A 21974-nucleotide genomic window follows, 5' to 3' on the forward strand; every position below is an offset into this window, starting at 1 on the left:
TTTAATTGAGTTGTACATACTTGCCTTCAATGCTGCAGTTTTTCAGCACTTCTGCGTTTTCCACTCCGAATGCGATCAGGATGCTGCCGCAACCGGGAGAATCGCCGCGTGTTCCGTCCGGGCGGTAAAACCGGATGCGGTGGCGCAGGAATTTCATGCCCGTCGCTTTCTCGAAAATGACGTCCTGAAACATTTTGGAATCGCAACGGTTGAACAACAGCGCGATGCCGTTGCCGTGTTCCGCCAACTTTCGGACAAACTGTTCGATAAGGGACGCGAGTACGGAGGATTGAGCCATACACGCCCTTCCCATTTCAGGGACAATCCGTCCATGTCCCGGTCATACATGACCTCGGCGGTCGGCCACAACGGATGGACAGGGGCGCAAGGGTCAAGGTCGAACCTGCCTAACGCTTTCAGCACCTCCTTCGGGGTGTACCATTCGTCCGACGAGCGGACTGATTTTTCAAATCGTGTATTCATAAGCACTCCTTTATTGCGGTTCATATTTCTTGTTCTCGTTCCGATTTTCCCTTATTTCACCCCCTTGCAGCCTCTTGTGTCTTTCCCGCAGCACCGAATCCTGCATTTCCGTCGCCGTGCGTGTCGGCCGGCTGTTGCGGTATGCCATCGTAATGCGATAGATGTTCCAAGTGAACCCTCCGATAGCGAAACCGAAGACGATGACCAGAAAAAGTATCCGGTGCGCGTTGGCGAATCCCTGTACCTTGGCGGCAGCCTTGTCGATACGTGTCGCTTGGGCGAACTTTCGTCCGGCGGACACCTCCCGCTCGTAACGGTCTTTGTATTTCGGATCGTTCTTGTCCGGCATCTTTTCACCGAAGAGCATCCGCCTGAATCCCTTGATATTCATAAACTCCGTTGTTTAGTAGTTGATCTTCGTTTTCTGTTCGATGTCCTTGTTCAGCAGGGTACGCCAGTTCACGATAAGCAGCCCATGCGGATTGTTCTCTGTTCGGGGTACACGCTTGAGCTGTCCTGCCGTCACCAGTTCACGCATCAGGATATTGCTCCGTCGCTCGATGCGCTGCCGTCCGTAGTAGGTGAACTCCATCTTCTCCTTGTTGAAAGCCACGCTGTCGCAATAGATGGAGAACACCGAACTCGTACCCAAAATGTTGGAGTAGAAACCCTTTTCCTTGAGCGTGTTGTATTGTGCCAACCCCGTCTCATCGACTAAATACATCGCTTTTTCCATCGTATAGCGGATATATTTGTCATCCGGCGGTAACGTGAAAAAATAATGATGAAACATCTCCACATGGCTTTTGGCTTCCACATCAAGCGTTTCGTCCATTGTCGTGCGATTCACGAGGATAGGCACGTTGCCGTCCAGCACATACACCTTCTTCTGCGCATCCGAGACCATCGTCCGGGCTGTCCAGATGCTTGACAAGCTGATGATGACACATCCCACGAGAAAAGCGGTACAGATGATGCCCACCAGTCTGATTTTGTTTTCCAAATTCTTGATGACCATCGGTTATTCCCTTTTACCGTTCAACATCTGTACATATTCCGTGTGCAGCATGGGTATGACCGCATCCCGAAGTTCCGTCAAAAGATTCTCGAACTCCGCCGAGAATATCTCCACGTAATAGCCCTGCATCTCCACATGGACAAGCACCCACCAGATTCCTCTTTTGCGCTTACCAGCGTTCCGCTGCAGCAGGGCAAGACGCAGCTTGTACGTTAGGTACGTCACTAAGGGGGCGATGTACCGGTCGTCGTACTCGAAGGCTTCGTCCAGTTCTTCATACTGCGGGTCGATGCGGTGGTTCTCCGCCACCTCGCAAACCTCTTTTCTCGCTCGTTCCTGTGCAAAGGACATAAATTTCTCATCCTTGCACCAGCTTTTGATTTTCTCTTGCAATTTCATGTTGTTATGATTTTTATTGGGTTTATATTATCTTTTGCGGATTATCTCATGATGCCGCCCAACCCTCCGGTTGCCGTCATCTTCGCCTGCTGTGCCACGCCCTCGCCGAAGTTTCGGGTAGAGAATGCCGTGTCGCCCTCCGGTATCATCCATGCCGCCAAGTCCGGAACAAGGTTCAGGCACTTGAGAGCTACAATCGAAGCCGCCATCAGGTAGCCCGCCGAGAAGAACGAGTTCTGCAGGTAGGCGGCCATCGTCTGCTCGCTGGCGGTTATCGCCGTCAGGTTCTCGATTTGGATGCACAATACAATGTCAAAGAGCAGCAGCACGTAGAAGCCCACGAAGTAGAGCATCGCCCCGTAGAAATGCACCGTCAGATAGCGTGTCAGCCACTTCGCCCAAGCACCTTCCCATTTTGGCAGGATGCTGAACGCCCACTGTATCGGCCCGAAAATCGTCAGCATTCCCAACAGGATTTGTTGGCAGTAAATCGTAGCCCACCAACCGATTCGGAACACCACGAGGGCAATCAGCATGATAATTTTGTCTATCCCCACGATGACACCTGCCGTCAAAGACGTGAACCACAACTTCGCCGCATCCTTTTCCATGTTCGTCACTTCGTCCACACCGGTCTGCTCCATTGTCGCCTCTATCAGATTGGGATCGGATGTGCCTGTGTGGGCGACATCCGCCTGTGCCTGCAGGTTCGTGTACATCGTGTCACGCACATGGATGAGCTGCTGAACTTCCTCGAACCTGTCCGATATCTGTGAAGCTTCGGCTTCATACAGGTCATGGGTGTACGAACCTATGCAGTTAGGGATGTAGGACAGGAAATCGAGAAAACACCAGTTGTTCCGGCTCCCCGCCATACCCGTGTCCGCAGGCGGATACCACCAGCAGATGATAATCGACACGGCAAGCGGCCTAAACAGCTTCATCACGTCCAACGGCTCGTGCTTTACCATCATCTTGTAGGCGATACCTGCCGCCATGACGATGGAGAACAGTGCCGCGAGTGCCATGCACATCTGCAATATCCACCAAAAAGGTCCCTGCGCACCGGTAAAAGTCGCGTCAGTCAGAAACTCGTTGGTCTGAAAGATGACATCATCTATTTCCTCCTCCAACAGGTTGATGCCGAAATCCGAAAGTATATCTCCGTTTGCCATAGCCCTGTCTTTTTATTTCCCTCTGTTTACACTCTCGTTGTCATCTTCGCCGTTTCCGTTGCTGCCCGATTGCGAACCACGCACCGCAAGGCGTGATTCCTGCCACCGGCTCATGGCATTGCGGACAATACCGCCTTTATGCAGGGTACGGTTGTCCGTTGCGTTCAGCAGTGCATTCGTCACCGTTGCGTTCTGACGCTTGGCAAGGTAGCCCACTAAAATCTCGTTCTGCCGTGCCACATCCTCGTAAATGCGCAGATACTCCTTCTTTCGCTGGGCATTGGGCATATAGGCGTCTTTCGTGGCTTTGATGGCACACTGATAGACGTGGTAGTATTCCGTCCACCGTTCCTTGTCGGCCGGAGTGCCACCGGACAGGAGAATACGGTCGATGTTGCGCCGGAACCGCTCCATCTGTCCGCTGACCTTATCGCCCTCGGCAAGCCATGCGATGTCCACCTGCCGGTCGGCAACGTTCAACGCCTCGACCTTCGCCCGCTTGACCAAGGCCGAATCAATGGCTTCCGCTTCGTCCACCTGGTTGTAGAGATTGATACCGGCAAGCGTGCGGAACGAGAGCTTGTTTTTGGCCGCTGCCGACTTCTTGTATTTGTTGTGCAGCACGGAATAATAGAGGTCGGGCGAGAGTGCGCCCGTACCGGTCTCCATGACCGTTACCTGATTCTGCTTCGGCGAATCATGGTTGTACGTTACATACTGTGCGTGTACGGCTGTCGTTACGGTGACCGCCACCGCCATGAGTAATAGTTTTCTGTTCATATTCTTCTCTTTTTGTCGTTAATAATCCAGTCTTCCGGCTCCGCGCCAACGCCCGAAGGCGTCATCGAGAATCTCCCGCATGGTGCGGGAGCGATATACCTTTGCCTTCCAATAGCCGATACGCACCTGTATATACCGCCATGTCTCGAAATACGCACGGTTCAGATGCCGCTCGATGTTGTCCAATGAGCGGTTGATGGCCTCCAACACCATCAGCAGGTCGGAGGTCGAGCAGGCTGCCGCTCCGGTGGCATACAGCACGAGGTCGCTCACGGACTTGTAGAGCTGTTCCCCCTCACGGGCAATCGCCCTCAGCCCCCTCGCATTGATGGAGATAATCAGGGTATCTGCGGATTCGATGCGTCCCCGTTTCAATATCTTCGCATTGAAATCCTCCAACAATGATTTATAGTCGCCGATACGGTCGCTGACCGATGTGTAGGTATTCTTGACGTTCAGCACCGTGCGCAACGACTGGTACATGACGTCGATGACATCGAACGCACGGGTGTACCGGTCAAGGTCGATATTCAGCTCTTTATAGCCCCCGACTTCCTTACAGCTGTATTCGTGCAACAGTTTGTTGCTGTACTCCAAGGTACTGCGGGCCAACAACAGGCTGCGCTGCTTCTTGTGGTCGTTGATGTAGGCTTCGACGGAGACTATATCGAAAGTCCACTGCGCCTTGGCGATACCGGGCAGCAGGAAGAGCAGCAATGCGGCTATCCGTAAAATGCGTTTCATGGCCGCACCTCCTTTCCGCCGTTTCTGCCGCCATCGTTCCGAAACGTCCGTGCGCTCTCCACCCAGCGGTCATGGCATTCCTCCACGAGCGTCAGCCTGCGGCCTTCGTCCGTGTCCAGTCCGGGCAACACATCCTTCATCACGTCAAGGATGCTCCGCTTGTAGTGCATCATCTTTTCCAGCGATACCAAGTCGGCGTATATCCTTGTGATTCTGCTGTCCACCTCCCTCGCGATTTCGAGGCGGTCGCTCGACCACAGCAGATGGTACACGTCGCCGGACGGAGTTTCCTCCAGCGGTGTGCTGCGGGCGTATTCCGTCGTGATTTTGCAGGACGGGTGTTCACGGGCGATTTCGGCGATGCGGTCGTTCACTAATTTGGTTTTCTCCGCATCCGAAAGCCCCGGATCGAGTGTCAGCACATCGGCGACGTGCGTGTCCGTATAGACCGAGGTCAGTTCCCATTGGATTTGGATGATGGCACGGTGAATCTTGATGCCGAGAAAATATTTCGGCTTGCGGGCAATCGAGACCGTAGCCTTGAATGTGATGATGCCGTTGATGTTCGGCATTGTCGCCTTGCGCACATACGAATAGCCGTTCCACGATCCGCCGTCCTGCCATGTCAGGCCGTAGGCAGCCTTGCAGTCTTGCATGATAGCTGGAATGCGGTAATAGTCATCCGTCGCTACGCTGTTGTCGTCTGCGGCTTCCGACTTCGCCTGAGCATAGTCGGACTGTTTCTTCTTCCACTCCGCGAGTTCGCCTTTCAGACGGTCTATCCGTGTCTTGTTTGCATTATACTGCTGTCGGTAAGCCGCCGCATCCTCAATGCTCGCCGTACTGATTTTCTTCAGCAGGACAGCGTTCTCGTTTTCCAATGTCCCGATTTGCGCTTCAAGATTGGCCGCTTGGCTGTTTGCCTCGTTCAACAGCGCATCCAGTTCCGAAAGGTCGAGGTTGTTTTCCGTCACCGAGGTCTGCATGGCGCACTCCTTGGTGTGGGCATTCAACGAGCTGCCGCATTTACGGCACTTGTATTGTGTCGAGCCCTGTCCGAGCGTAACCCCGTCGGAACAGGTCACGCTGATGGTCACGCTCTCGCATCCCTTCAATTTGGCGGCGTCCGTTGCTTGGTAATAGTTCCGCGTACCGGAAGATATATAATAGGTGTAGCCGTCCTCGTTTTCGTTGAACTCCGCAAGTCGGACATTCAGTTGCGCCCGAAACGTATTCAAGTCCATCGAGTAGGAATCGAAGACTTCCTCATAGACAACTTCTTCCTTATTCCAGCTTTTGCTCACATGGATTTCGTATGCGTATGCCTTTTTGGTCTGCTTGTTTTTCTTGCTGATGATATAGGCACTCATCCAATAGTTGATGCTGTAGCTGAACCCGTCGTTCTGGTTGTTCAACTGCTGCACGCGGTTTCTTGACCAACCGGCATATCCTTCCGAGTTGGCAAGTACCTGTTCCCGTTGCGAGGCGTTGGGATAGAAATTCGGGTCGCTCGTGTTGAACCGCACCCATGCGCCCCCGTTCAGGATGCTGTTGTCGTCCGTCGGAGGATAGTAGTCGCACAGCGATACGCTCCCTTGGTCACGCCGGGCAATGTACCACCGCTGCGTGTAATAGTTCCCCATCGCTTCGTCCAGGTAGTCGGTCATCCATGCCGTGAGGTTGTAGTTGCTGAAGTTGAACAGACCGGCCACGTTGTCCGGACCACCCACCATGTCAATCAGCAAGCCGCCGATGTCATGTTCCGCCTGCTCGAATAGACTCCCGTAGTGTTCATACAGGTTGCCGATTTCTTCAACCTTTCCGCCCATCAGGTCATGGAACGAGCTGCTTTGCAACAGGGCGTCACCGAGATTGGCAATGCCTGCCGTTGCAAGGCCGACACCCGTGTTATAAAGGTTGTCGAGGTCGCTTTTCAGGTTCTCGTGCATGAAGTTGCCCGGTATGTGGGCGAAGTTGTCCATCATCCGCTGCCAGTCGATGTTTCCCGTTTCGGAGAGCTTTAGCAAGGGGGCAATCTCCGGATTGATTTCGAGAAAGGCGATGTCCGAAAAGGTCAGCGTGCTGTTGGTCACCACGCTCTCGAACTGCATACACAGACTTTTGGTATCGTCGCAGACTTTCATCAGGTAACTGCCCCAATAGATAGCCGTTTGCGGCGAATGGAGCATCTGCTTCGCCACCACCCATATCTTGGGCATGATTTTCTCCGCCACCATCCGGTAGATGCGCCGGTAGTAGTAGTTCTCCGTGCGGCTGTTCCAGATGCCGAGGTCGCTCAGGGCTTTATGCTCCAAGAACTTGGCTGCGAATATCCCGGCGGTAGCGACCTCCGCTGCCGTGTAGTGCTTGAGGATGTCATCGACCTGCTCCCGGTAGTACCCTTCGGCGACCGCTTCCGTACCGAAGGCGGCCACCATCGCCGCAACGGTACGGGTGTCGTAGTTCACGCTGTAATACTGGGCGTGAACCGTCTGGCAGAGTGCGACCGAGGCGATGGTCAGGATAAGGAGTAGTCGTTTCATGGCTGCAATGCTTATTTGGATTCATACACGGGACGGAGGTTGAGCACACGCCCCGTCTCGTTTACTTTTTGTGCAAAAGGCAGGGACTTCCCGATACCGCTGGCATCCCAGTCCCGGCAATATGCCTCGATAGCTTCCTGGTGGCTGCACCGAAGTTCCTTCTTGTAAAGCTTCAGTGCCTCCTTTTCCGCCCGTTCGGTCGTGTAGGTCATGTAGCACTCGTGCGGCTCTTCCACGCCATACACGCCGCTGGTCGTCCCCCGGCGGATGAACACTTCGCGGAAGAAGCTGCGCCCATCCTTGTTCTCCAAGCGGTTGATGGTAAATATCTTCTTGCAATCCACCTCGGTCAGACCAAGAATCTTTCGGATTTCGTCAAAGCGTTCCTTGAACTTGCTTTGATCCAGCAGCATCACCACGTCCGAGTTGTTGATGATGGCCTCCTTCACGATTTCGCTGCCGATGATGTCCTGTATCTCCTGCGTCACCACGCCAACAGAAGCCCAAAATTTACGGGCGGTCTTGTGTAGGCTAAGCACCCGGCGCCTTACCGTATTTCTACGGCAGGTTTCCAAGAACTCGCCCCCGAACCGGACTTACACCTCTCGGCGTATCCGGCTCTCCACTAATTTTTTTCAGTCTAAACTTTTCCCAGATGCCGCAGCCTGTGGCAACTCGGACACAACGCAATGGTCTTGCGTTTTCGGGCTGACATGAGCCGTTTCCAACTCTCTTTCCCTTTCAGGTCTTTGAGGTTGCGGACATGGTGCATAATCAGCTTGCCCGTTGCCCCACACAATTCGCATTTTTCCGCTTTGAGCCTGTCCGTCAAATTGGTTCGGCTCACGTCTGCAATAGAGTACGGTTCGATGTCGCAGCTTCCGTTGAACGCCGTTGTCCGGCGTTTGAAACTTGTCTTGTAAAAGGTTCGGGACTTGATTACCCCTTTCTGCTCGTACTTTACGGTGAACAGTTTGTTGAGACGGTACTTTTTGTTGATTTTTCGTACCGTGCTCCTATATTTGCCCGCAAATGTTTTATACATGCTGTACTCCATGATATATCTGAAGTTGTGCAGTACGACGCAGTTGTTGGCGATCAGGTAATAGTTGCAAAATCCCACTGTTTCCCGATTGTATCGGTCGAGGATTTCAAGATCGTCGTTGAATATCAATCCTGAACGGCATTTGGGTTTCCAAATCTCTTTCCCGTTGCGGAGCTTGATTTCCATAGCTCCGTATTCCAGAAGTTTGTCCCGCAGCGTTGCCATGCTGACATTCAGCCGGACACGCTTGCCGTAGGTGCGTCGCAGACGTCCTTGCACATCCCGTCGTTGATGATTGTTCCGTGTTACCGTAATCTCATATCCGAGAAATTTCGCCGATTTACCCGTATGGGTTATCAGCGTCTTTTCTTCGGACAGTTCGAGGGCGAGGCTTTCGGATAGGAATGATTTAATATCCTCCTTTATCCGCAGTGCATCCTCTTTGCTACCGATTACACCCAGAATAAAATCGTCGGCGTAACGGATGTATTTGAGCCTGCGGTAACTTCCGTCCATTTCATCTCCGCTTGGAAATGCTGCACGTTCCTGTTCGATGGCTTTGAGTCTTGCGACCAAAGCCGCCTTCTCAGTCCCGTCTTTTATCTTTTTCAGTTTCCGCACAGTCCGTTTTCGTTCATTGGCCAAATCGTTGCTCTCTTTGCCCGGCCTGCGTTTGGTTCCCATGTCGAAATGTCGGATATACTCTTTCACGTACTTGTCTAATTTATCGAGGTATATATTCGCCAGAATCGGGCTGACGATACCTCCCTGCGGCATTCCGCTGTAAGTGTTGTGAAACGTCCAATCCTCGACGTATCCCGCTTTCAGGAATTTCCGTATCAGACGGATAAAACGGTCATCTGAAATGCGCTCCCGCAGGATTCCGACAAGTACATCATGGTCAATGTTGTCGAAGAACCCTTTGATGTCGCCCTCGATAAACCATTTCGCCCCGCTGAACGTCTTTTGAATATGAAGTAATGCAGTGTGACAGCTCCGTTTAGGTCGGAAACCGTGCGAGGTGGTCTCAAAATGTCCCTCGTAAATGGCTTCCAGAATCATGCGGACTACCTCCTGCACCAGCTTGTCTTCAAAAGCCGGTATTCCCAGAGGGCGCGTTTTCCCGTTTTTCTTCGGGATATGCACCCTCCGCGACGGGTGAGGCTGATAACTTTCGTCTTTCAACGAGGCTATCAGCGTTTCGATCCGGGCAAGGCTCATCTCGTCGATACTGCGACCGTCGGAGCCTTTGGTCGTACTGCCTCCGTTCGATGCGATCTTTTGGTAGGCAACATAGAACAACTCTTCGTTGAACAGAATCCGGTAAAGGCGTTCGAACTTGTAGCTCGAATCCTTACTGTGTTCGTTCAGACTGTTTAATACTCTTTCCGGACTTCTCATAATGTCTCTCACATTATCCATTAAATTGTATTAAAGAAAATTAGCTGCCTCCCTTCGCCATGTGCAGGGCGTTACCCTGCCCGGACTACTACGGAGGCTCCGTTACCGTGCCGGATATTCAGAGGTCTGCACCTCATAGCCTTACGGCGTTCCGGTTTAGGTAATCCCCGTTTACTTACTTAGTAACTGTTGGCATGATGGATTGTCGGATGCGATTTCCGTCCTTTACCATTTATCATGGTTGCTCTGCGGCAAGTTCTTGCTTGCGTCCGTACCTATACACCGGAGCAGTACCGCAGTATGACGATTTCAGTTACCTTACGTCATAGCCTTCAAGTAGAGCAGCTCGGACTGTCGTTCAAACAATTCGGTTTTCATCCTCATATCCATCGTTTCATCTTGCCGTTCAGTGGCAGTCTGGTAACTGACTGACTTACGACGTTCCCGACATGCTACACTCCCCGTCCGGTTTCCCTTTCGGATAAGTCGGGTGATGATAGGTTTTTCAAAGAACACTTACCTAATCCCTTGCCAGTGGGATATTTACTAAGCAGCTTGTACGGGCGCACACATGAACTTGATGTATTCCGCCATGAGCGGGCTGGCAATGGCCTTCCACGCTTCCTCGATGACAAGGACTTTACGGTTCTTCTTGATGCGCATTTTCTGCAGGAACACGTCCATGATAATCAGTGTGACAATGGGAAACAGTTTCTTATTTTCCTTGATTGCATCCACTTCAAAGACAATGAATGTCTCGTCAAACAGTGCCGAATCCACTGTCTCGTTGAGAATTTTCTCATACGCACCGCCCTTGTAGAACGGCTGCAGCATGGTCGAATAGGTCGAGTAGCTGATTGTCGTGATGTCGTTTTCGGTGCAGATCTGCTCCAGACGGTCGAATGAGTAGTCAAAGAATGAGTTGAAACTCAGCTCCGTCACTTTGAGGGCCGCCCGCCGTGCCTCAAGCACCTCTATCTGTTTGCGCACCATCTCATCCACCTCTCTGGGTGGTTTGTTTGGGTTCTTTCGGCTGGCCGCCGCAAACAGGTTTTTCAGCAGTACCTCCCGTTGCTCGTCGGTGTATCTTGTAAATCCGTTGAAATAGGCATCATAGTAGTCTATGATTATCTGCTCGACAATGCGGAACTCAATTTCGGGGATTTGGCTGTCCGACCCTTTCCAAATCATCAGGATAAGGTTCTTGAGGAAGTCTATCTTCTCGATGTTGTATTCCTCCCGGTTGATGCGAAACGGATTCATCGTGATAGGCCGTTCTTCGGTATAGCTGATATACTTGCCGCCCAGATACTCGCACAGTCCCTCGTATGAGTTTCCCGTATCGACCATGACCACATCCGTTCCCTGCTCATGGAGCTGGCGCACGACCGAGTTGATATGAAAGCTCTTGCCACTCCCAGAAGGCCCCAGACAAAAGAAATTCGAGTTGTCCGTCAGCTTGTTCTTTCCCTCTTTTCCCGTGATGTCAATAGCCACCGGCACACCCTGACGGTCGGTGTAGTAAATCTTCAGCGGTGTTTCCTCGCTGTGCAGCACGCGCTCCTTGTACATCAGGCACATCGCCGCATCGGAAAGGGTCAGGAAACGGTCGTATTCCTCATTGAGCGTGTAGCAGTTGCCCGGAAACGAACCGACGAACAGTTCCAGTTGGTTGTACGCCCGCTTGCTGATATGGATGCCCATGCGCCCGAATGCGTTTTCCAAGTGGTTCGTACACTTTTGCAGGTCTGCACCGGCAGATACGGCTACCACCATGTTGAAGTGCGTATATACCAGTTGCTTGCTTTCACGGGCAATGACCTCCTGCACACGCTTGATGTCCTCGACCGCCATCTGGTTGTTCGGGTTCGGAATACTCGCGTGGCGGTTCTTCTTTTTGTCGAGCATCGCCAGTTCCCGTTTTTGGTTGGGTAGGAAGATGACTTGGTTATAGACCACCGTCTCGGCGTCCGGTATGTTGTCCACCACCGAAGCCAGATCGACCGGCATTTCCGTGTTGTTCACCTCGATGTTCGTGTACGGACGTATCATCGAGGGCAGTGCGGCACAGTCCACGTCCACAAGGCTGTACACCTTGCAGCGTTTGTCGCCCATCGACACCGTTTCATCGTCCGCCTTGAAGTTCGTCATCGACACGGTGCGGTCTTTGAAGTTCATGGCGAAGTAGCGGTCGACATACTCGCTCGCCTCGGCTTTGTTCAGGAACCTGGCCTGTACGCCGCTGTCATGCAGTTGGTCATGCACCTTGCGGATTTTCACGAGGAAATCGCGCCACTTCTTGTTGTCGAACGAGAACAGGCGGCTCTTTTTCGCCTCCTGCGTGATGGTCAGGTAGCAAAGGCTGTCCGTGTAGGGACGCCCTTTGAAGTAGCGGAAATACGACGCCGACAGGAACTCCTGCCCGTCAGCCGGTTCGCTTGCAAACTGTTTCCTGACGAAGATATCCTGCTTGTGGATGGCGTACCCTTCGCCTAAGGTCTGCGCAAGGGCGGTGAACAGGTGCGTGAAGTCGTAGTAGCTATCTATGTCCGCCGAATATTTCTGTACCGGATTCTCTATCTTAAGTACGGCGGAATATTCGCCGGTCTTGGTGTACAGCACACCCACACCGTCCGTTTCCTCCGCTGAGAAATAGATGTCCTGAAAGATTCGCTTGCGCTTGCCGCCCGTACCGAACGCATAGACCGACAAGGCCATACCCGCGCACAAAGCGACAAAACATAAAATGATGTATAGGGTCATTTCGATATACGTGTAATTAAATAGGGGCAGGTTCGCCTTGCTTCAAGACAAACCCGCCCGCGTTCAACAATCAATAAAGCCATGCACATTGCCGTGATGGTTTTTCTTTCGTCAGATCTTGCGCGAGTGGGCATACACATACACACCCGGAGCGACCTTCTTGCTATGCAGTCCTTTCCGCTGTTTGAGAAGGATGAGCACGATACCGACCGATACGACGGTAGCCAGCACGACAAGCCCGGCAATGAAACCGAGCAGGCAGTAGGCGGCGACAAAGCCGACAATGGCTCCGCACGTCGTCACCGCCGCCCAATATATGTACCGGCCTTGGATGCCCAAAAACTCAAGAGGCCGTTGCAGTCCCTTGAACAGCGGATAGTCCGGATAGCGTTCGTCCTTGCTTTTCATACTTATCCTTGATGTTTAAGCGGCAATACCGAAGAACAGAGGCAACGCCTTGGCCGCCGCAATGAGGAAGATACATGCTCCCACGACCATCATAATCTTCTTCTTGACGTCCTGCTCCTCGTTGTTCATGGCGATATATACCGAGATTGCACCCACGATGGCCACAACGCCGGCAATGGCGTAGCACAATTTCACCATAATAGGCACATACTTGGCAATCTCATCGGCGACAGTGGATAATGCGCTCGTACCGGCGGAATAGTCGCCTGCGGAGTTCTGCGCTTTCGCCACCATGCCGGACAGCAGCATGAAGGAGAACATCATTACTTTGGTAGGGATTCCGTTGACGAATCCGAATGCCTTGCGGCACAGCTGTTTGGTTTTCTGAAACATACGTTTACTTTTTTAGTGAATATTTTATTTGTCTGCGACCTGATACAAGTAAGGTTATATGCGGTAGCCGAAGAAAGCCGGGAAAACATAGAATGCCCCGATCAGGAACAGGCACGCGCCGACAAGCGTCATTATCGACTTGGTGATGCCGTCCTCGCCCGTGTTCATCTTGATGTATATCTGACAAACGGACACGATGACGTAAACCCCGGCTATGGTGCAACAGATATACTGGACATAGAGCATCATCGTCACCACGAAGTCGTGCATCGTGGCCAACGCGTCCGCTCCCCAGCTATAGTTCACGCTGCCGCTTTTGGCAAAAGCCGTGTAGGGGAACGGGAGGCACAGCGCACATAGAATCTTTTTAGCTTTCGACATCTCACAACCGGTCTTGAATTGGGTTCCACTTTATTTCCGGTCGGTTGTCTAACCGTCCCTTGGAAATCATAGCCTTGTACATCTCCTCCGACGTGCGTGCGTCCGACAGGTAAGGCGTGGTCTCTTCCATCTGTTCCTCCGCCTCGGCCTTCAGCCGTTCCAGTTTCTCCTGCGCCGTTCCCGGTTTGTCCTTGATGTCCTCCTCAGGGGATGTTTCGGAAGAGGTAGCCGTACTTTCCGTCTCGTAGTTCTCGCTACCGATACTGAAGCCGCTCTCGCTTTCCGTGACAGCCACACTCTCTTCCTCTTCCGGTGCGCCGAGGTCGAAAACTTCCTCGTCCGGTTTGTCCGTCCCCTTTTTCCCGTAGAGGTCATGCGCTATGATGACGGCGTAGTAAATGATGTAGGCAACCGTCAGGACAATGGCAAAAATGAAATATGAGTTCATGTATTTAGTATGAATATTAAAAATTCGTATTAGTATGATTTTGCAAAGAAACGCACGAAATATAAAACCATAAAATAATTGAGCATTAAACATCTGTTTCGTTAATGAGATTTGTGTAAGTTTCAAAAATCGAACTATTAAATCGTACTATATTGCAGTCTCTATGGTGGGAAATGGAGAAATCGGGGCATAAAAAAAGCTCTCGTGGTGGAGAGCTTTAGGTGGCAAAAGAGAACATTGAATATCAGCGTTTCTTTCCGCGCAGGTAGTCGTTCAGGTCTTTGTATTCCGCATAGTGGCAAGATTCATCGCTGACACGTCCGCCATACATCCCGGCAATGGTCTCTGTGGTTCTCTGCCCGGCAAGGTCATTGTCGAGATAACAGTGAATGTCCGAATACTCCTGTAAACGTGCCAGCGTCTTTTTCAAATTGTTTACCGAGTTCATCACGAGGTAGTCGCATGGTATGGCAAGACAGACCGTCCGGTCGCCTGCCAGTTTCAGTGTCATATAAGAAAGAAAATCCATGAATCCCTCGAAGACACAGACGTTTTCCTGTGTCTCTTCTGTCAGATGTCTTATCAATGAGATGTCCTTGTTATTCAGGCATCCCTTGTAATAGGCGTTTCGCACCTCGTAACCGCCTGATATATTGCCGAATGCGAGAGCGAAGTAATGACGGCCTCGCAGTTCGTAATGCACCTCCTTGCAATACATACGGCTGATGTCCGCGTCGATAAGCCGGGATTGGAGGTAAGAGAACAGGGCGTGATGACGGAGTGGAATCACGATCACGTCTTTCATTTCAGCCTCCACCGGTCGGGGTGGAGCGGTCAGCATACGGGTTCTCGGTAGTGATGCGCCATTCACAAGCCTCTCTATATACGCCAGGGCCTCGCTCACGCAGTCCGTCCGGCAAATGTATTTTGCCAGTTCCACCAGGTCGCCACCGGTCGCCTCGCCGAAATCGTACCATTCATTGATGCGGTCATTCACTTTGAACGACGGGGTACGCTCGTTCCGTAACGGTGAGAGATACCAGTATTGTCCCGATTTTATGTGCTGCGTATGGTGACCGAGACGTGCCAGAAAATCCACGATACGCACTTGTTTTGCTTCTGCTATGGTCATGTCTTTTTTCTTTCACTTGGTTTCACGAAAATGGTTTAGTTTAGTTTTTTCCTATATATATAAATACTAAAGTAAACTAAATCATACAGGCCCGCGCCCGGCATCATTCTTCATCAAAAAGCATGGCCTCGGTAGGCGTCATGTCATAATAGAACAGCTTGTCCCGTTTGATGATGAGCTTGAGGTTGTCTATCAGGTATTGCATCAGTTTTATCATGACGCTCCGACCACGTTTGAACCCGATTGCCTCATAGGAGACCATCAGGCTTTGCAACAGGTTGTCGAATCCCCGGATAGGCTTTTCCCCGAAAGCGGCGGAGAGGGCTTCCCGGTGCTGTTCGATGCTCAGCTCCGTGAACCCCGTCCGAGCCTTGGGCTTCGGGGGCTCTCCGAACGAGTGTCCTTCCGCAATGACGGGCAGCCCAGTCTCGTTGATGGTGAACGCAAACGGCTTGAACTCCTTTTCCCGGATATGGAGCGCATGGACTTCGCTGATACCGGGATTCTCGTTGCTCTTGCTGATGACAAGCACGGTTTCCGCCTTGTTGCTCATTTCCGTACCAATGTGTCCCCGCACATTATTATCCCCTTTGTTCAAATGGAGTACACAATGGATATGCAGGTCGTACCTTGAAGACCATTCCATCATCCGGTTGATGACTTCCACCGATTCACCGGTGCTGTTGATGTCAAGCATCAGGTCGCGGATGCCGTCAATGATGACCAGCCCATAGCCTTTGTTCTGACGCAGCGCATAGTCGATGACCTCGACACGCACCGACGGCGAATATTCACGCAGGCAGAAGAAGTCGAGATTCTCCGGGTCGGTTGTCGTGGGCAGCCCGGCCAGCCGCAATATGCGCTCCAATACCGAGCGGCAATGGAAACGGCTCTGTTCCGTATCGACGTACAGAATCCGCTGTTTGCCTTCGGGCAGATGCGCACGGTAGTTCAACACTTGTTTCCCGGCCAATGAAGCGGCGACAAGCGCAGAGACATTAAACGTCTTCTTCGACTTTGCCTTTCCTGTCGATGCACTGAAATTGCCGAGCGTGGCAATCGTCGAGTTGTCTATCCAGATGATTTGCGGCGGGGTCTCATAAATGTCCGTTGCCTTGATTTGCGAGGCCAGAAGGATGTCCGACAGGCGGTGTTCATCCATTCCCATATCGGCTGAGCGGTCAGTCTTTCTTTCGTTTTCCATTGCGTCTCTTATTAAGGAACGGTTCTGTGGCGGCGGCTTCCGTCGCCATGCGCACGGCCTCGTTCACTGTAGGTTCATAATTCTGCAACAGCCATTCGTCCAATTCCTCCTTGGCGAAATAGACCATTTTACCGCGCGGTTTGTAGTGCGGTATCTCCTTGCTCGATGTGAGCTTGTACAGCATACTTTCAGAAACCCCGATATACATACAGGCTTCCTGAAACGTGAACACTCTCTTGGTCGTGAAGATGGTATTTTCCAGCAACGTGATACGCTCCAAGAGACTTTCGACCGGTTCCAATTTCTTTAGTACCGATTCGATGGCGGCGAGCCGTCCGCTCATCCGCTCCATGAATGTCATTCTATTCGGCATAATAACATGGTTTGATTTTTGACAATGGAGATGCAACCTCCGTTATGCAGCGCGCTAACGGAGGTCAAAGGTATGTCCGGTAAACGAAGATGCCGTGATTTGGGGAATGATACTATGCGCGTATCATTGCAACTCTCATGCTTTTACCTTTCACATACTTCGCTTCTTGTCACTTCCTGTCATTCTTTCAGCCGGTCAATGGTCTTTCGGATGCCGTATGCGACCGATGTCATGTTGTTCTTGATGGATGACAGCGCGGAAGACAGGGTCGATACCGAAACGGAACGTGTCCCGTCCTTGGACTGCAGGAATGCACCCTTGCCGAGAACATTCTGCCACCGGGACTGGATAAGCGAGTTTTCAAGAAGCGCGTCGAACAGGATTACCACACGGCGGATATTGTTCACTCGGATGGAAAAGCCTTTCTTACAGGCGAAAAGAGCCTCCATGTCTTCAATGCGTACAGAAACACAGAACAGATGATAAGTATTGGCACAAGCCACAATACTTTCCATCTGTTCCGGGGTAAAATCACAGCCAAAAGAAAGGGAGAGATCTGCCGGTCGGTCAATGTGGGGCGGACCGAGCGGAGGCAACGATTCCGAGGTATCATACATCCGTTTCAGCTTCATGCACTCGTCAAACGTGAAATTCGGCGTAGCAAAGCAAATCTGGACGAAACGGGCGTACTCGGTCAGCAGCCCCTTGACGATGTGGATGTTCATTTCGTGGCAGTTCCGGCAGGCCGCATGGTCGCAGTCTATGTACCGGTGTCCGTTTACGAAATCGTCCACATAACGGTGGTACTGTTTACCACCCGACACAACATCGTGGAGATAAACTGTTTTTGCTTCGGTTAGCAGGGCGAAAAGTTCATTCGCCACATCCTTCTCCGCAGCGAAGTGCTGCAGGTGTTGGCTCCCTCCAAAAAGAGAGAAGGCCGTCTTCAGGTCTTTTCATGTCGATTTACCTTTTTGAGTTTATAATATGTGATGAAAGCATTAACTTCGGTTGCGTTCACAACCGGAGCAATGCCATAAATTGATGTTTGTAAATTAGACATGAACCACATAGTGCCGTCAATTAGTGAAACAAACCGTTTACAAGATTCACTGCCTCGTCCTTCTTCTTGTTGATAATCTTGGCATACACCTGTGTCATTTTTACGTCGGCATGACCGAGCAACTTCGAGACGGTATATAAATCCGCGCCGAGCGTCAGCATCATGGTGGCGAATGTATGCCGGCTGGTGTGATAGGAGAACCGCTTGGAGATTCCGGCTGCTTTCGCCCAAGGTTTGAGCTGCATCCTGATTGTATTGGCGGACGGCAGGTCGAACACATTATCTTCCGATGATTTTCCCCCACGTTCCGGCATCCACTTCAACGCTTCAGGAGAGAGGGGCAGGTAAATAGGCTCTTTGGTCTTTTTCATGGACACGGCCAAACGGTACTGTCCCCGGTCAACGAACACGTCTTTCCATTTCAACTTGATTATATCGCTGATGCGCAATCCGCAGAAGCAGGAGAACAGATACGCGCATTTTACTATCTCGTATTCCTCGTGGGGCATAGGAGTGTCAATCAACGCCTGTACCTCTTCGATGGTCATGTACGACCGCATACTCTCCGGCTTACGGATTTTCTCCGACTTCTCAAGCTCGTTGAAAGGGTTGGCCTTCATCTTTTTCTTCCTGACGGCAGAGTTCAACGCACCGTTCAACGCACGGTAATAATTGTGAAGCGTGTAGTTTGATATGTCCTTGCCTTTCGGATGATATTCCGTCAACAGATAAGTGATGTAGCCCCGGCAGAAGTCCCCGTCAATCTGATCCAGTGTGACCATTTCTCCGGCATAGTCTTTCAGTATGCGCATGGCAATCTTGATTTGGTTGCCGTCTTTCTTGCCCGCACTCTCTTGGGCTTCCATGTAAACCTTCATCCAGTCCAACAGATAAGTCTTGTCCTTACGGAATACGATTCCTGCCTCATTGCTGGTCAGTTCGATAATACGTTTCGACTTGATGGCATTGGCGGCATCCATTGTCGCCTGATTCTGCCTACGGGCATTATTATCCGTCTCCGGGATAATATACATCTTGAGGTATTCATACGTCCGCTTTCCATCGCGGTATATATCCAGATATAGACTCTTGCTGCCATCGCTCAACGGCTTCATCCGAAGACGAATCGGCTCTTTGACTTTTGTATGATTCTTAACTCGTGCCATAGGGATTCCTTTCTCATTTTTCCTATTGCAAATATACGGATAAGTATCGAGATTAAGAAACAAATAAGAAACAAAATTGCACCAAATAAGAGCCAATTCACTGAAAGTACTGAAAACAACTGAAAATAAAAATAGGCTTATAAAACACTGATTTATAGCTTATTTATTATCACTTTATTGGGTGTTGTTTGCATTTTGTATATATACTGCGTAAATCTGGTAAATTTTAAATGAAGTTCAAAATAATGAGTCTAAGCATAGTTTGCACCCTCAATCGAGGGCGCAGACTGCTTTTTCTTATTTGAACTTCGGGCTTACCAGAGCCTTACCAATCAATGAGGAAGAGTATGTTTGTGCCCTTTTCTTGTATCTACTCATTTGATTATCCAAAAGGCAAAACTCCTAAAAACTCTTCTCAAAAAGACCGTAATACATATATTAAATATTAATCATTAAAGAAAGGAGAAACCTATGGGTAAAATTGCAACAAGAGCGTTTTGTAACACGCTCAAGGCGGGTGCATTTAGTTCAGAACTAACTCGATGTCCGACAAGAAGTGAAATAGAAACTGCTGGTCTTACAATAACAGGCACTTATGCTACCAATCAATTGGTAATGGAAAATGATATAATAATGTCTTTCAGATTCGTTGTTGTTGGTGCTAGTGGCAATATCATTAAAACTCAAGTATAATCGAAGGTAAGAAAGTGCCATTGGGAAGCAACTCACTTTCTTAAAAGTATCTCATCCCATTGGTTGCGGGATATATAAAAAGTAATATGAAAACAAAAGTCTTTTGTATGATGGTGCTGTGTACAGGACTAGTGGTTGGTTGTGATAAAGAACAAGATGAATATGAACCCATCAAACCTCCAATAGAACAACCGGAAGAACCCAATGAACCTGTTAGCCCACCATCAACTAATGATATTATTAGCTCTAAAATAGGAGATACAAGTATGATAATAGGAACAAATACATGGAATGGAATTGTCTATGGGAAGAAGATATGCAGTCGTAGGAGATAGTGGTTATGTGACTTCCTCAGCTGACGGAATTACTTGGGATTCACCCAAAACTATCCCAGGTGGAAATGATTGGTTGTCTGTTGCATTTGGTAAAGGAAAATTTGTTGCAATAGATTGGTATGCACCCTGTAATGTAATGACCTCTACAGATGGTATTAACTGGACAAAGCAAAGCAACAAACTTCCTCATATAGATAATAGACATTATAATGCAGTCAGATTTTGCAATGGAATATTTATAGCGGTTGGTGCTGCACAGATTTCAACATCTACTAATGGTACAACATGGACAAGAAGATGGCAAAACTCATATGTTTACGAGCCACAAGATATAACTTATGGAGACGGTAAATATGTAGCTGGAGTTGGCGGTGGATGGGTACTTACATCTGGTGATGGCATTACATGGACAATGAAACAGCACCAATGTCTCATTGGAGGATATTACATCTATGGAATAGCATTTGGTAATGGAACGTTTGTCATGGTTGGTACAAAGGGAATAACAGCACGCTCAACAGATGGTGGTGAAACTTGGGAAGTTCCATCCACCCTTGTGTCTAAAAAAACATGGAAAGGAGTTATGTATAATAATAGAAAGTTTATTACAATAAGTGTTGATGGATATGTAACAACGTCGACCGATGGCATAAATTGGACTACGCCTGAACAGATAAAAGATGAGGCAGGTAATTTCGTTACAGCAGATCTTAATGACGTTTGCGCTATGCCATAGACAATCGAACTCTATATCAAATATTAGTAGGACATACTGGGAAACTGGCATGCCCTACTTTTGTTTCTAAGAGAATTCATAACTACTAAATCAGTTGCAAATTAAGCAGTGAAAGAAAATAATATGAAATAGTATTGTCGGGATGCTGATTTTAATTATTTTTTTCATATATTTGTTCCTATCATAAAAAATGAGAATGAATAGAAAAACTAAAATATCAATTGGTGTAATCATAGCTTGTGTATTGTGTATAACAACATACTCATTCAGGGATGAACTCAATATTATTACATATATATCAATAGTTGGCAGTTACGCTTCTCTTTTTGGTATTTGGCTTTCATATGAGCAAATAAAATCAGTAAAAGAGATTTCTAAAATAACACAGCAATCTATCGAACAAAATATTTCTGAGGTAAATCAATATTTATCCTATTCTGATATTTCTAAAACCATTAAAATAATCTATGAAATAGAAAATTATATTCTTATCTCAAAGTTAGAGCCTGCATTGATAAGAATGAGAGACCTAAAATTAGCATTAATACAAATAAGTCAAAATGGAAGATTAATTAAAGAAATAGAGAAACAGAAATTACTAAAAACGCATATCACTAACTTAGGTATTGATATTGCTAACATTAATGAATATATGATGAATCAACATCAACTTGATTTTAAGGTAATTAATCAGAACTTAGAAAATGCAACGACATATTTAGCCGAATTGGAAAGTAAACTAAAATTTCAAAAATTATGATACCAAAAAACTATCAAGCCCTAATAGATAAATTGATATTAGGCACTAATATGAAGAAAATATCATGGAAGAGGACAAGTCGTCCATCTGAATATCAGGCATTAATAGGGTCTGGTGCTATAACAGTAGATAATTGGACAGAAGATTTTAATGGCTTGCAATATGTTGATCTTGTCATTTGGAATGACGAAGGTGAACGTATAGATAGGCTACAAGCTACAGAAGACGAAGAAGATTATGCTTCCATTATGGAAATCTATGAATGTGCTCGAAGAGCATATTTGAAAATAGATGAAACTATAAATGATATAATGAATCATCTTGATTTTTAGTGCTTAAAACAATCTGTCATTATATACAAATCCTGTTTGTTGTCAAGCAGGATTTTTTCTGTAAAGTCCAACCAGTCATTTTCTACGCAATACTTGGTACAATAAAGTATATAGTTGCGTATAATTTAGGCACGGATTACACAGATTACACGGTTTTAATTTAAAAAAGACCGCGAAATCTGTGTAATCCGTGCCTAAA

The 21974-nt window shown here is 49.0% G+C and carries 23 protein-coding genes and 3 pseudogenes; 5 read left to right on the plus strand and 21 right to left on the minus strand.

Annotated elements, in window-relative coordinates; all coding sequences use genetic code 11:
- Window position 1: 1 nt before the first annotated feature.
- From NXV01_RS24055 to NXV01_RS24155, 21 genes and pseudogenes are all read right to left on the minus strand, one after another.
- Window positions 2-483: pseudogene (locus NXV01_RS24055) on the minus strand (DNA N-6-adenine-methyltransferase).
- 10 nt (window positions 484-493) lie between these two features.
- A complete protein-coding gene (locus NXV01_RS24060) occupies window positions 494-874 on the minus strand; it encodes a hypothetical protein (protein ID WP_004301338.1) in 381 nt (126 codons plus the stop codon).
- A 12-nt stretch (window positions 875-886) separates the two neighbouring features.
- Complete coding sequence (gene traK, locus NXV01_RS24065) at window positions 887-1501, minus strand: conjugative transposon protein TraK (protein WP_004301339.1); 615 nt, start codon at window positions 1499-1501, stop codon at window positions 887-889.
- Between the two features lie 3 nt (window positions 1502-1504).
- Window positions 1505-1900: a hypothetical protein gene (locus NXV01_RS24070; RefSeq protein ID WP_004301340.1), complete on the minus strand. Its 396-nt coding sequence runs from the start codon at window positions 1898-1900 to the stop codon at window positions 1505-1507.
- Between the two features lie 41 nt (window positions 1901-1941).
- Window positions 1942-3075 (minus strand): hypothetical protein, encoded by a 1134-nt coding sequence (locus NXV01_RS24075; protein ID WP_004301341.1) that lies wholly within the window; start codon window positions 3073-3075, stop codon window positions 1942-1944.
- 12 nt (window positions 3076-3087) lie between these two features.
- Window positions 3088-3855, minus strand: coding sequence for a DUF5045 domain-containing protein (locus NXV01_RS24080; RefSeq protein ID WP_004301342.1), 768 nt, complete (start codon window positions 3853-3855; stop codon window positions 3088-3090).
- An 18-nt stretch (window positions 3856-3873) separates the two neighbouring features.
- Window positions 3874-4599 (minus strand): hypothetical protein, encoded by a 726-nt coding sequence (locus NXV01_RS24085; RefSeq protein WP_004301343.1) that lies wholly within the window; start codon window positions 4597-4599, stop codon window positions 3874-3876.
- Complete coding sequence (locus NXV01_RS24090; protein ID WP_259023321.1) at window positions 4596-7142, minus strand: hypothetical protein; 2547 nt, start codon at window positions 7140-7142, stop codon at window positions 4596-4598. Before NXV01_RS24090 ends, NXV01_RS24085 begins: the two co-directional genes overlap by 4 nt.
- A gap of 11 nt (window positions 7143-7153) precedes the next feature.
- Window positions 7154-7672, minus strand: a pseudogene (locus tag NXV01_RS24095) (conjugal transfer protein TraG); the annotation flags it as partial.
- 110 nt (window positions 7673-7782) lie between these two features.
- Window positions 7783-9588: a reverse transcriptase domain-containing protein gene (locus NXV01_RS24100; RefSeq protein WP_014775792.1), complete on the minus strand. Its 1806-nt coding sequence runs from the start codon at window positions 9586-9588 to the stop codon at window positions 7783-7785.
- 318 nt (window positions 9589-9906) lie between these two features.
- Window positions 9907-10104 (minus strand): hypothetical protein, encoded by a 198-nt coding sequence (locus tag NXV01_RS24105; protein WP_134978547.1) that lies wholly within the window; start codon window positions 10102-10104, stop codon window positions 9907-9909.
- Window positions 10105-10158: 54 nt separating this feature from the next.
- Window positions 10159-12351 (minus strand): annotated as a pseudogene (locus NXV01_RS24110) (conjugal transfer protein TraG); the annotation flags it as partial.
- Window positions 12352-12462: 111 nt separating this feature from the next.
- Window positions 12463-12759, minus strand: coding sequence for a hypothetical protein (locus NXV01_RS24115; RefSeq protein WP_005944213.1), 297 nt, complete (start codon window positions 12757-12759; stop codon window positions 12463-12465).
- Between the two features lie 15 nt (window positions 12760-12774).
- Complete coding sequence (locus tag NXV01_RS24120) at window positions 12775-13152, minus strand: DUF4134 domain-containing protein (protein WP_004301347.1); 378 nt, start codon at window positions 13150-13152, stop codon at window positions 12775-12777.
- A gap of 54 nt (window positions 13153-13206) precedes the next feature.
- The gene (locus NXV01_RS24125) at window positions 13207-13533 is read right to left on the minus strand and encodes a DUF4134 domain-containing protein (protein WP_004301348.1); all 327 of its coding nucleotides are present in this window, start codon (window positions 13531-13533) and stop codon (window positions 13207-13209) included.
- A gap of 1 nt (window position 13534) precedes the next feature.
- Window positions 13535-13981 carry a hypothetical protein gene (locus NXV01_RS24130; protein ID WP_018452175.1) on the minus strand — a complete coding sequence of 149 codons (447 nt, stop codon included), beginning with the start codon at window positions 13979-13981 and terminating at the stop codon, window positions 13535-13537.
- Between the two features lie 244 nt (window positions 13982-14225).
- Entirely contained in the window at window positions 14226-15113 is an 888-nt protein-coding gene (locus tag NXV01_RS24135; protein ID WP_004301350.1) for a toprim domain-containing protein, read from the minus strand.
- A 103-nt stretch (window positions 15114-15216) separates the two neighbouring features.
- Window positions 15217-16317, minus strand: a complete 1101-nt coding sequence (locus tag NXV01_RS24140; protein ID WP_004301351.1) for an AAA family ATPase — start codon at window positions 16315-16317, stop codon at window positions 15217-15219.
- Window positions 16295-16669: a helix-turn-helix domain-containing protein gene (locus NXV01_RS24145; RefSeq protein ID WP_005944205.1), complete on the minus strand. Its 375-nt coding sequence runs from the start codon at window positions 16667-16669 to the stop codon at window positions 16295-16297. Before NXV01_RS24145 ends, NXV01_RS24140 begins: the two co-directional genes overlap by 23 nt.
- 200 nt (window positions 16670-16869) lie before the next feature.
- Window positions 16870-17574 carry a hypothetical protein gene (locus NXV01_RS24150; RefSeq protein ID WP_004301353.1) on the minus strand — a complete coding sequence of 235 codons (705 nt, stop codon included), beginning with the start codon at window positions 17572-17574 and terminating at the stop codon, window positions 16870-16872.
- Between the two features lie 199 nt (window positions 17575-17773).
- Complete coding sequence (locus NXV01_RS24155) at window positions 17774-18919, minus strand: site-specific integrase (protein ID WP_004301355.1); 1146 nt, start codon at window positions 18917-18919, stop codon at window positions 17774-17776.
- Window positions 18920-19390: 471 nt separating this feature from the next.
- Between NXV01_RS24155 and NXV01_RS24160 the strand changes: the two genes are divergently transcribed.
- From NXV01_RS24160 to NXV01_RS24180, 5 genes are all read left to right on the plus strand, one after another.
- Window positions 19391-19612, plus strand: coding sequence for a hypothetical protein (locus tag NXV01_RS24160; protein WP_259023478.1), 222 nt, complete (start codon window positions 19391-19393; stop codon window positions 19610-19612).
- A gap of 86 nt (window positions 19613-19698) precedes the next feature.
- The gene (locus tag NXV01_RS24165) at window positions 19699-19947 is read left to right on the plus strand and encodes a hypothetical protein (protein WP_259023322.1); all 249 of its coding nucleotides are present in this window, start codon (window positions 19699-19701) and stop codon (window positions 19945-19947) included.
- A complete protein-coding gene (locus NXV01_RS24170; RefSeq protein WP_259023323.1) occupies window positions 19916-20683 on the plus strand; it encodes a hypothetical protein in 768 nt (255 codons plus the stop codon). The genes NXV01_RS24165 and NXV01_RS24170 overlap by 32 nt, the downstream gene beginning before the upstream one ends.
- Before the next feature lie 196 nt (window positions 20684-20879).
- On the plus strand, window positions 20880-21443 hold the full coding sequence (locus tag NXV01_RS24175; RefSeq protein WP_259023324.1) for a hypothetical protein: 564 nt from the start codon (window positions 20880-20882) through the stop codon (window positions 21441-21443).
- A complete protein-coding gene (locus tag NXV01_RS24180) occupies window positions 21440-21775 on the plus strand; it encodes a hypothetical protein (RefSeq protein WP_259023325.1) in 336 nt (111 codons plus the stop codon). The genes NXV01_RS24175 and NXV01_RS24180 overlap by 4 nt, the downstream gene beginning before the upstream one ends.
- The last annotated feature ends 199 nt before the right edge of the window (window positions 21776-21974 follow it).

This window comes from Bacteroides sp. BFG-606 (assembly GCF_024788145.1).
Taxonomy (GTDB): Bacteria; Bacteroidota; Bacteroidia; order Bacteroidales; family Bacteroidaceae; genus Bacteroides; species Bacteroides vicugnae.

Bases quoted from the DNA above. Each gene is read 5' to 3' on its own strand.
- NXV01_RS24090 (WP_259023321.1), bottom strand. From the start codon at position 7,142: ATGAAACGACTACTCCTTATCCTGACCATCGCCTCGGTCGCACTCTGC.
- NXV01_RS24060 (WP_004301338.1), bottom strand. From the start codon at position 874: ATGAATATCAAGGGATTCAGGCGGATGCTCTTCGGTGAAAAGATGCCG.
- NXV01_RS24145 (WP_005944205.1), bottom strand. From the start codon at position 16,669: ATGGAGCGGATGAGCGGACGGCTCGCCGCCATCGAATCGGTACTAAAG.
- NXV01_RS24155 (WP_004301355.1), bottom strand. From the start codon at position 18,919: ATGGCACGAGTTAAGAATCATACAAAAGTCAAAGAGCCGATTCGTCTT.
- NXV01_RS24160 (WP_259023478.1), top strand. From the start codon at position 19,391: ATGGGTAAAATTGCAACAAGAGCGTTTTGTAACACGCTCAAGGCGGGT.
- NXV01_RS24120 (WP_004301347.1), bottom strand. From the start codon at position 13,152: ATGTTTCAGAAAACCAAACAGCTGTGCCGCAAGGCATTCGGATTCGTC.
- NXV01_RS24070 (WP_004301340.1), bottom strand. From the start codon at position 1,900: ATGAAATTGCAAGAGAAAATCAAAAGCTGGTGCAAGGATGAGAAATTT.
- NXV01_RS24180 (WP_259023325.1), top strand. From the start codon at position 21,440: ATGATACCAAAAAACTATCAAGCCCTAATAGATAAATTGATATTAGGC.
- NXV01_RS24130 (WP_018452175.1), bottom strand. From the start codon at position 13,981: ATGAACTCATATTTCATTTTTGCCATTGTCCTGACGGTTGCCTACATC.
- NXV01_RS24165 (WP_259023322.1), top strand. From the start codon at position 19,699: ATGAAAACAAAAGTCTTTTGTATGATGGTGCTGTGTACAGGACTAGTG.
- NXV01_RS24115 (WP_005944213.1), bottom strand. From the start codon at position 12,759: ATGAAAAGCAAGGACGAACGCTATCCGGACTATCCGCTGTTCAAGGGA.
- NXV01_RS24175 (WP_259023324.1), top strand. From the start codon at position 20,880: ATGAATAGAAAAACTAAAATATCAATTGGTGTAATCATAGCTTGTGTA.
- NXV01_RS24125 (WP_004301348.1), bottom strand. From the start codon at position 13,533: ATGTCGAAAGCTAAAAAGATTCTATGTGCGCTGTGCCTCCCGTTCCCC.
- NXV01_RS24140 (WP_004301351.1), bottom strand. From the start codon at position 16,317: ATGGAAAACGAAAGAAAGACTGACCGCTCAGCCGATATGGGAATGGAT.
- traK (WP_004301339.1), bottom strand. From the start codon at position 1,501: ATGGTCATCAAGAATTTGGAAAACAAAATCAGACTGGTGGGCATCATC.
- NXV01_RS24080 (WP_004301342.1), bottom strand. From the start codon at position 3,855: ATGAACAGAAAACTATTACTCATGGCGGTGGCGGTCACCGTAACGACA.
- NXV01_RS24135 (WP_004301350.1), bottom strand. From the start codon at position 15,113: ATGACCATAGCAGAAGCAAAACAAGTGCGTATCGTGGATTTTCTGGCA.
- NXV01_RS24075 (WP_004301341.1), bottom strand. From the start codon at position 3,075: ATGGCAAACGGAGATATACTTTCGGATTTCGGCATCAACCTGTTGGAG.
- NXV01_RS24100 (WP_014775792.1), bottom strand. From the start codon at position 9,588: ATGAGAAGTCCGGAAAGAGTATTAAACAGTCTGAACGAACACAGTAAG.
- NXV01_RS24085 (WP_004301343.1), bottom strand. From the start codon at position 4,599: ATGAAACGCATTTTACGGATAGCCGCATTGCTGCTCTTCCTGCTGCCC.
- NXV01_RS24170 (WP_259023323.1), top strand. From the start codon at position 19,916: ATGGGAAGAAGATATGCAGTCGTAGGAGATAGTGGTTATGTGACTTCC.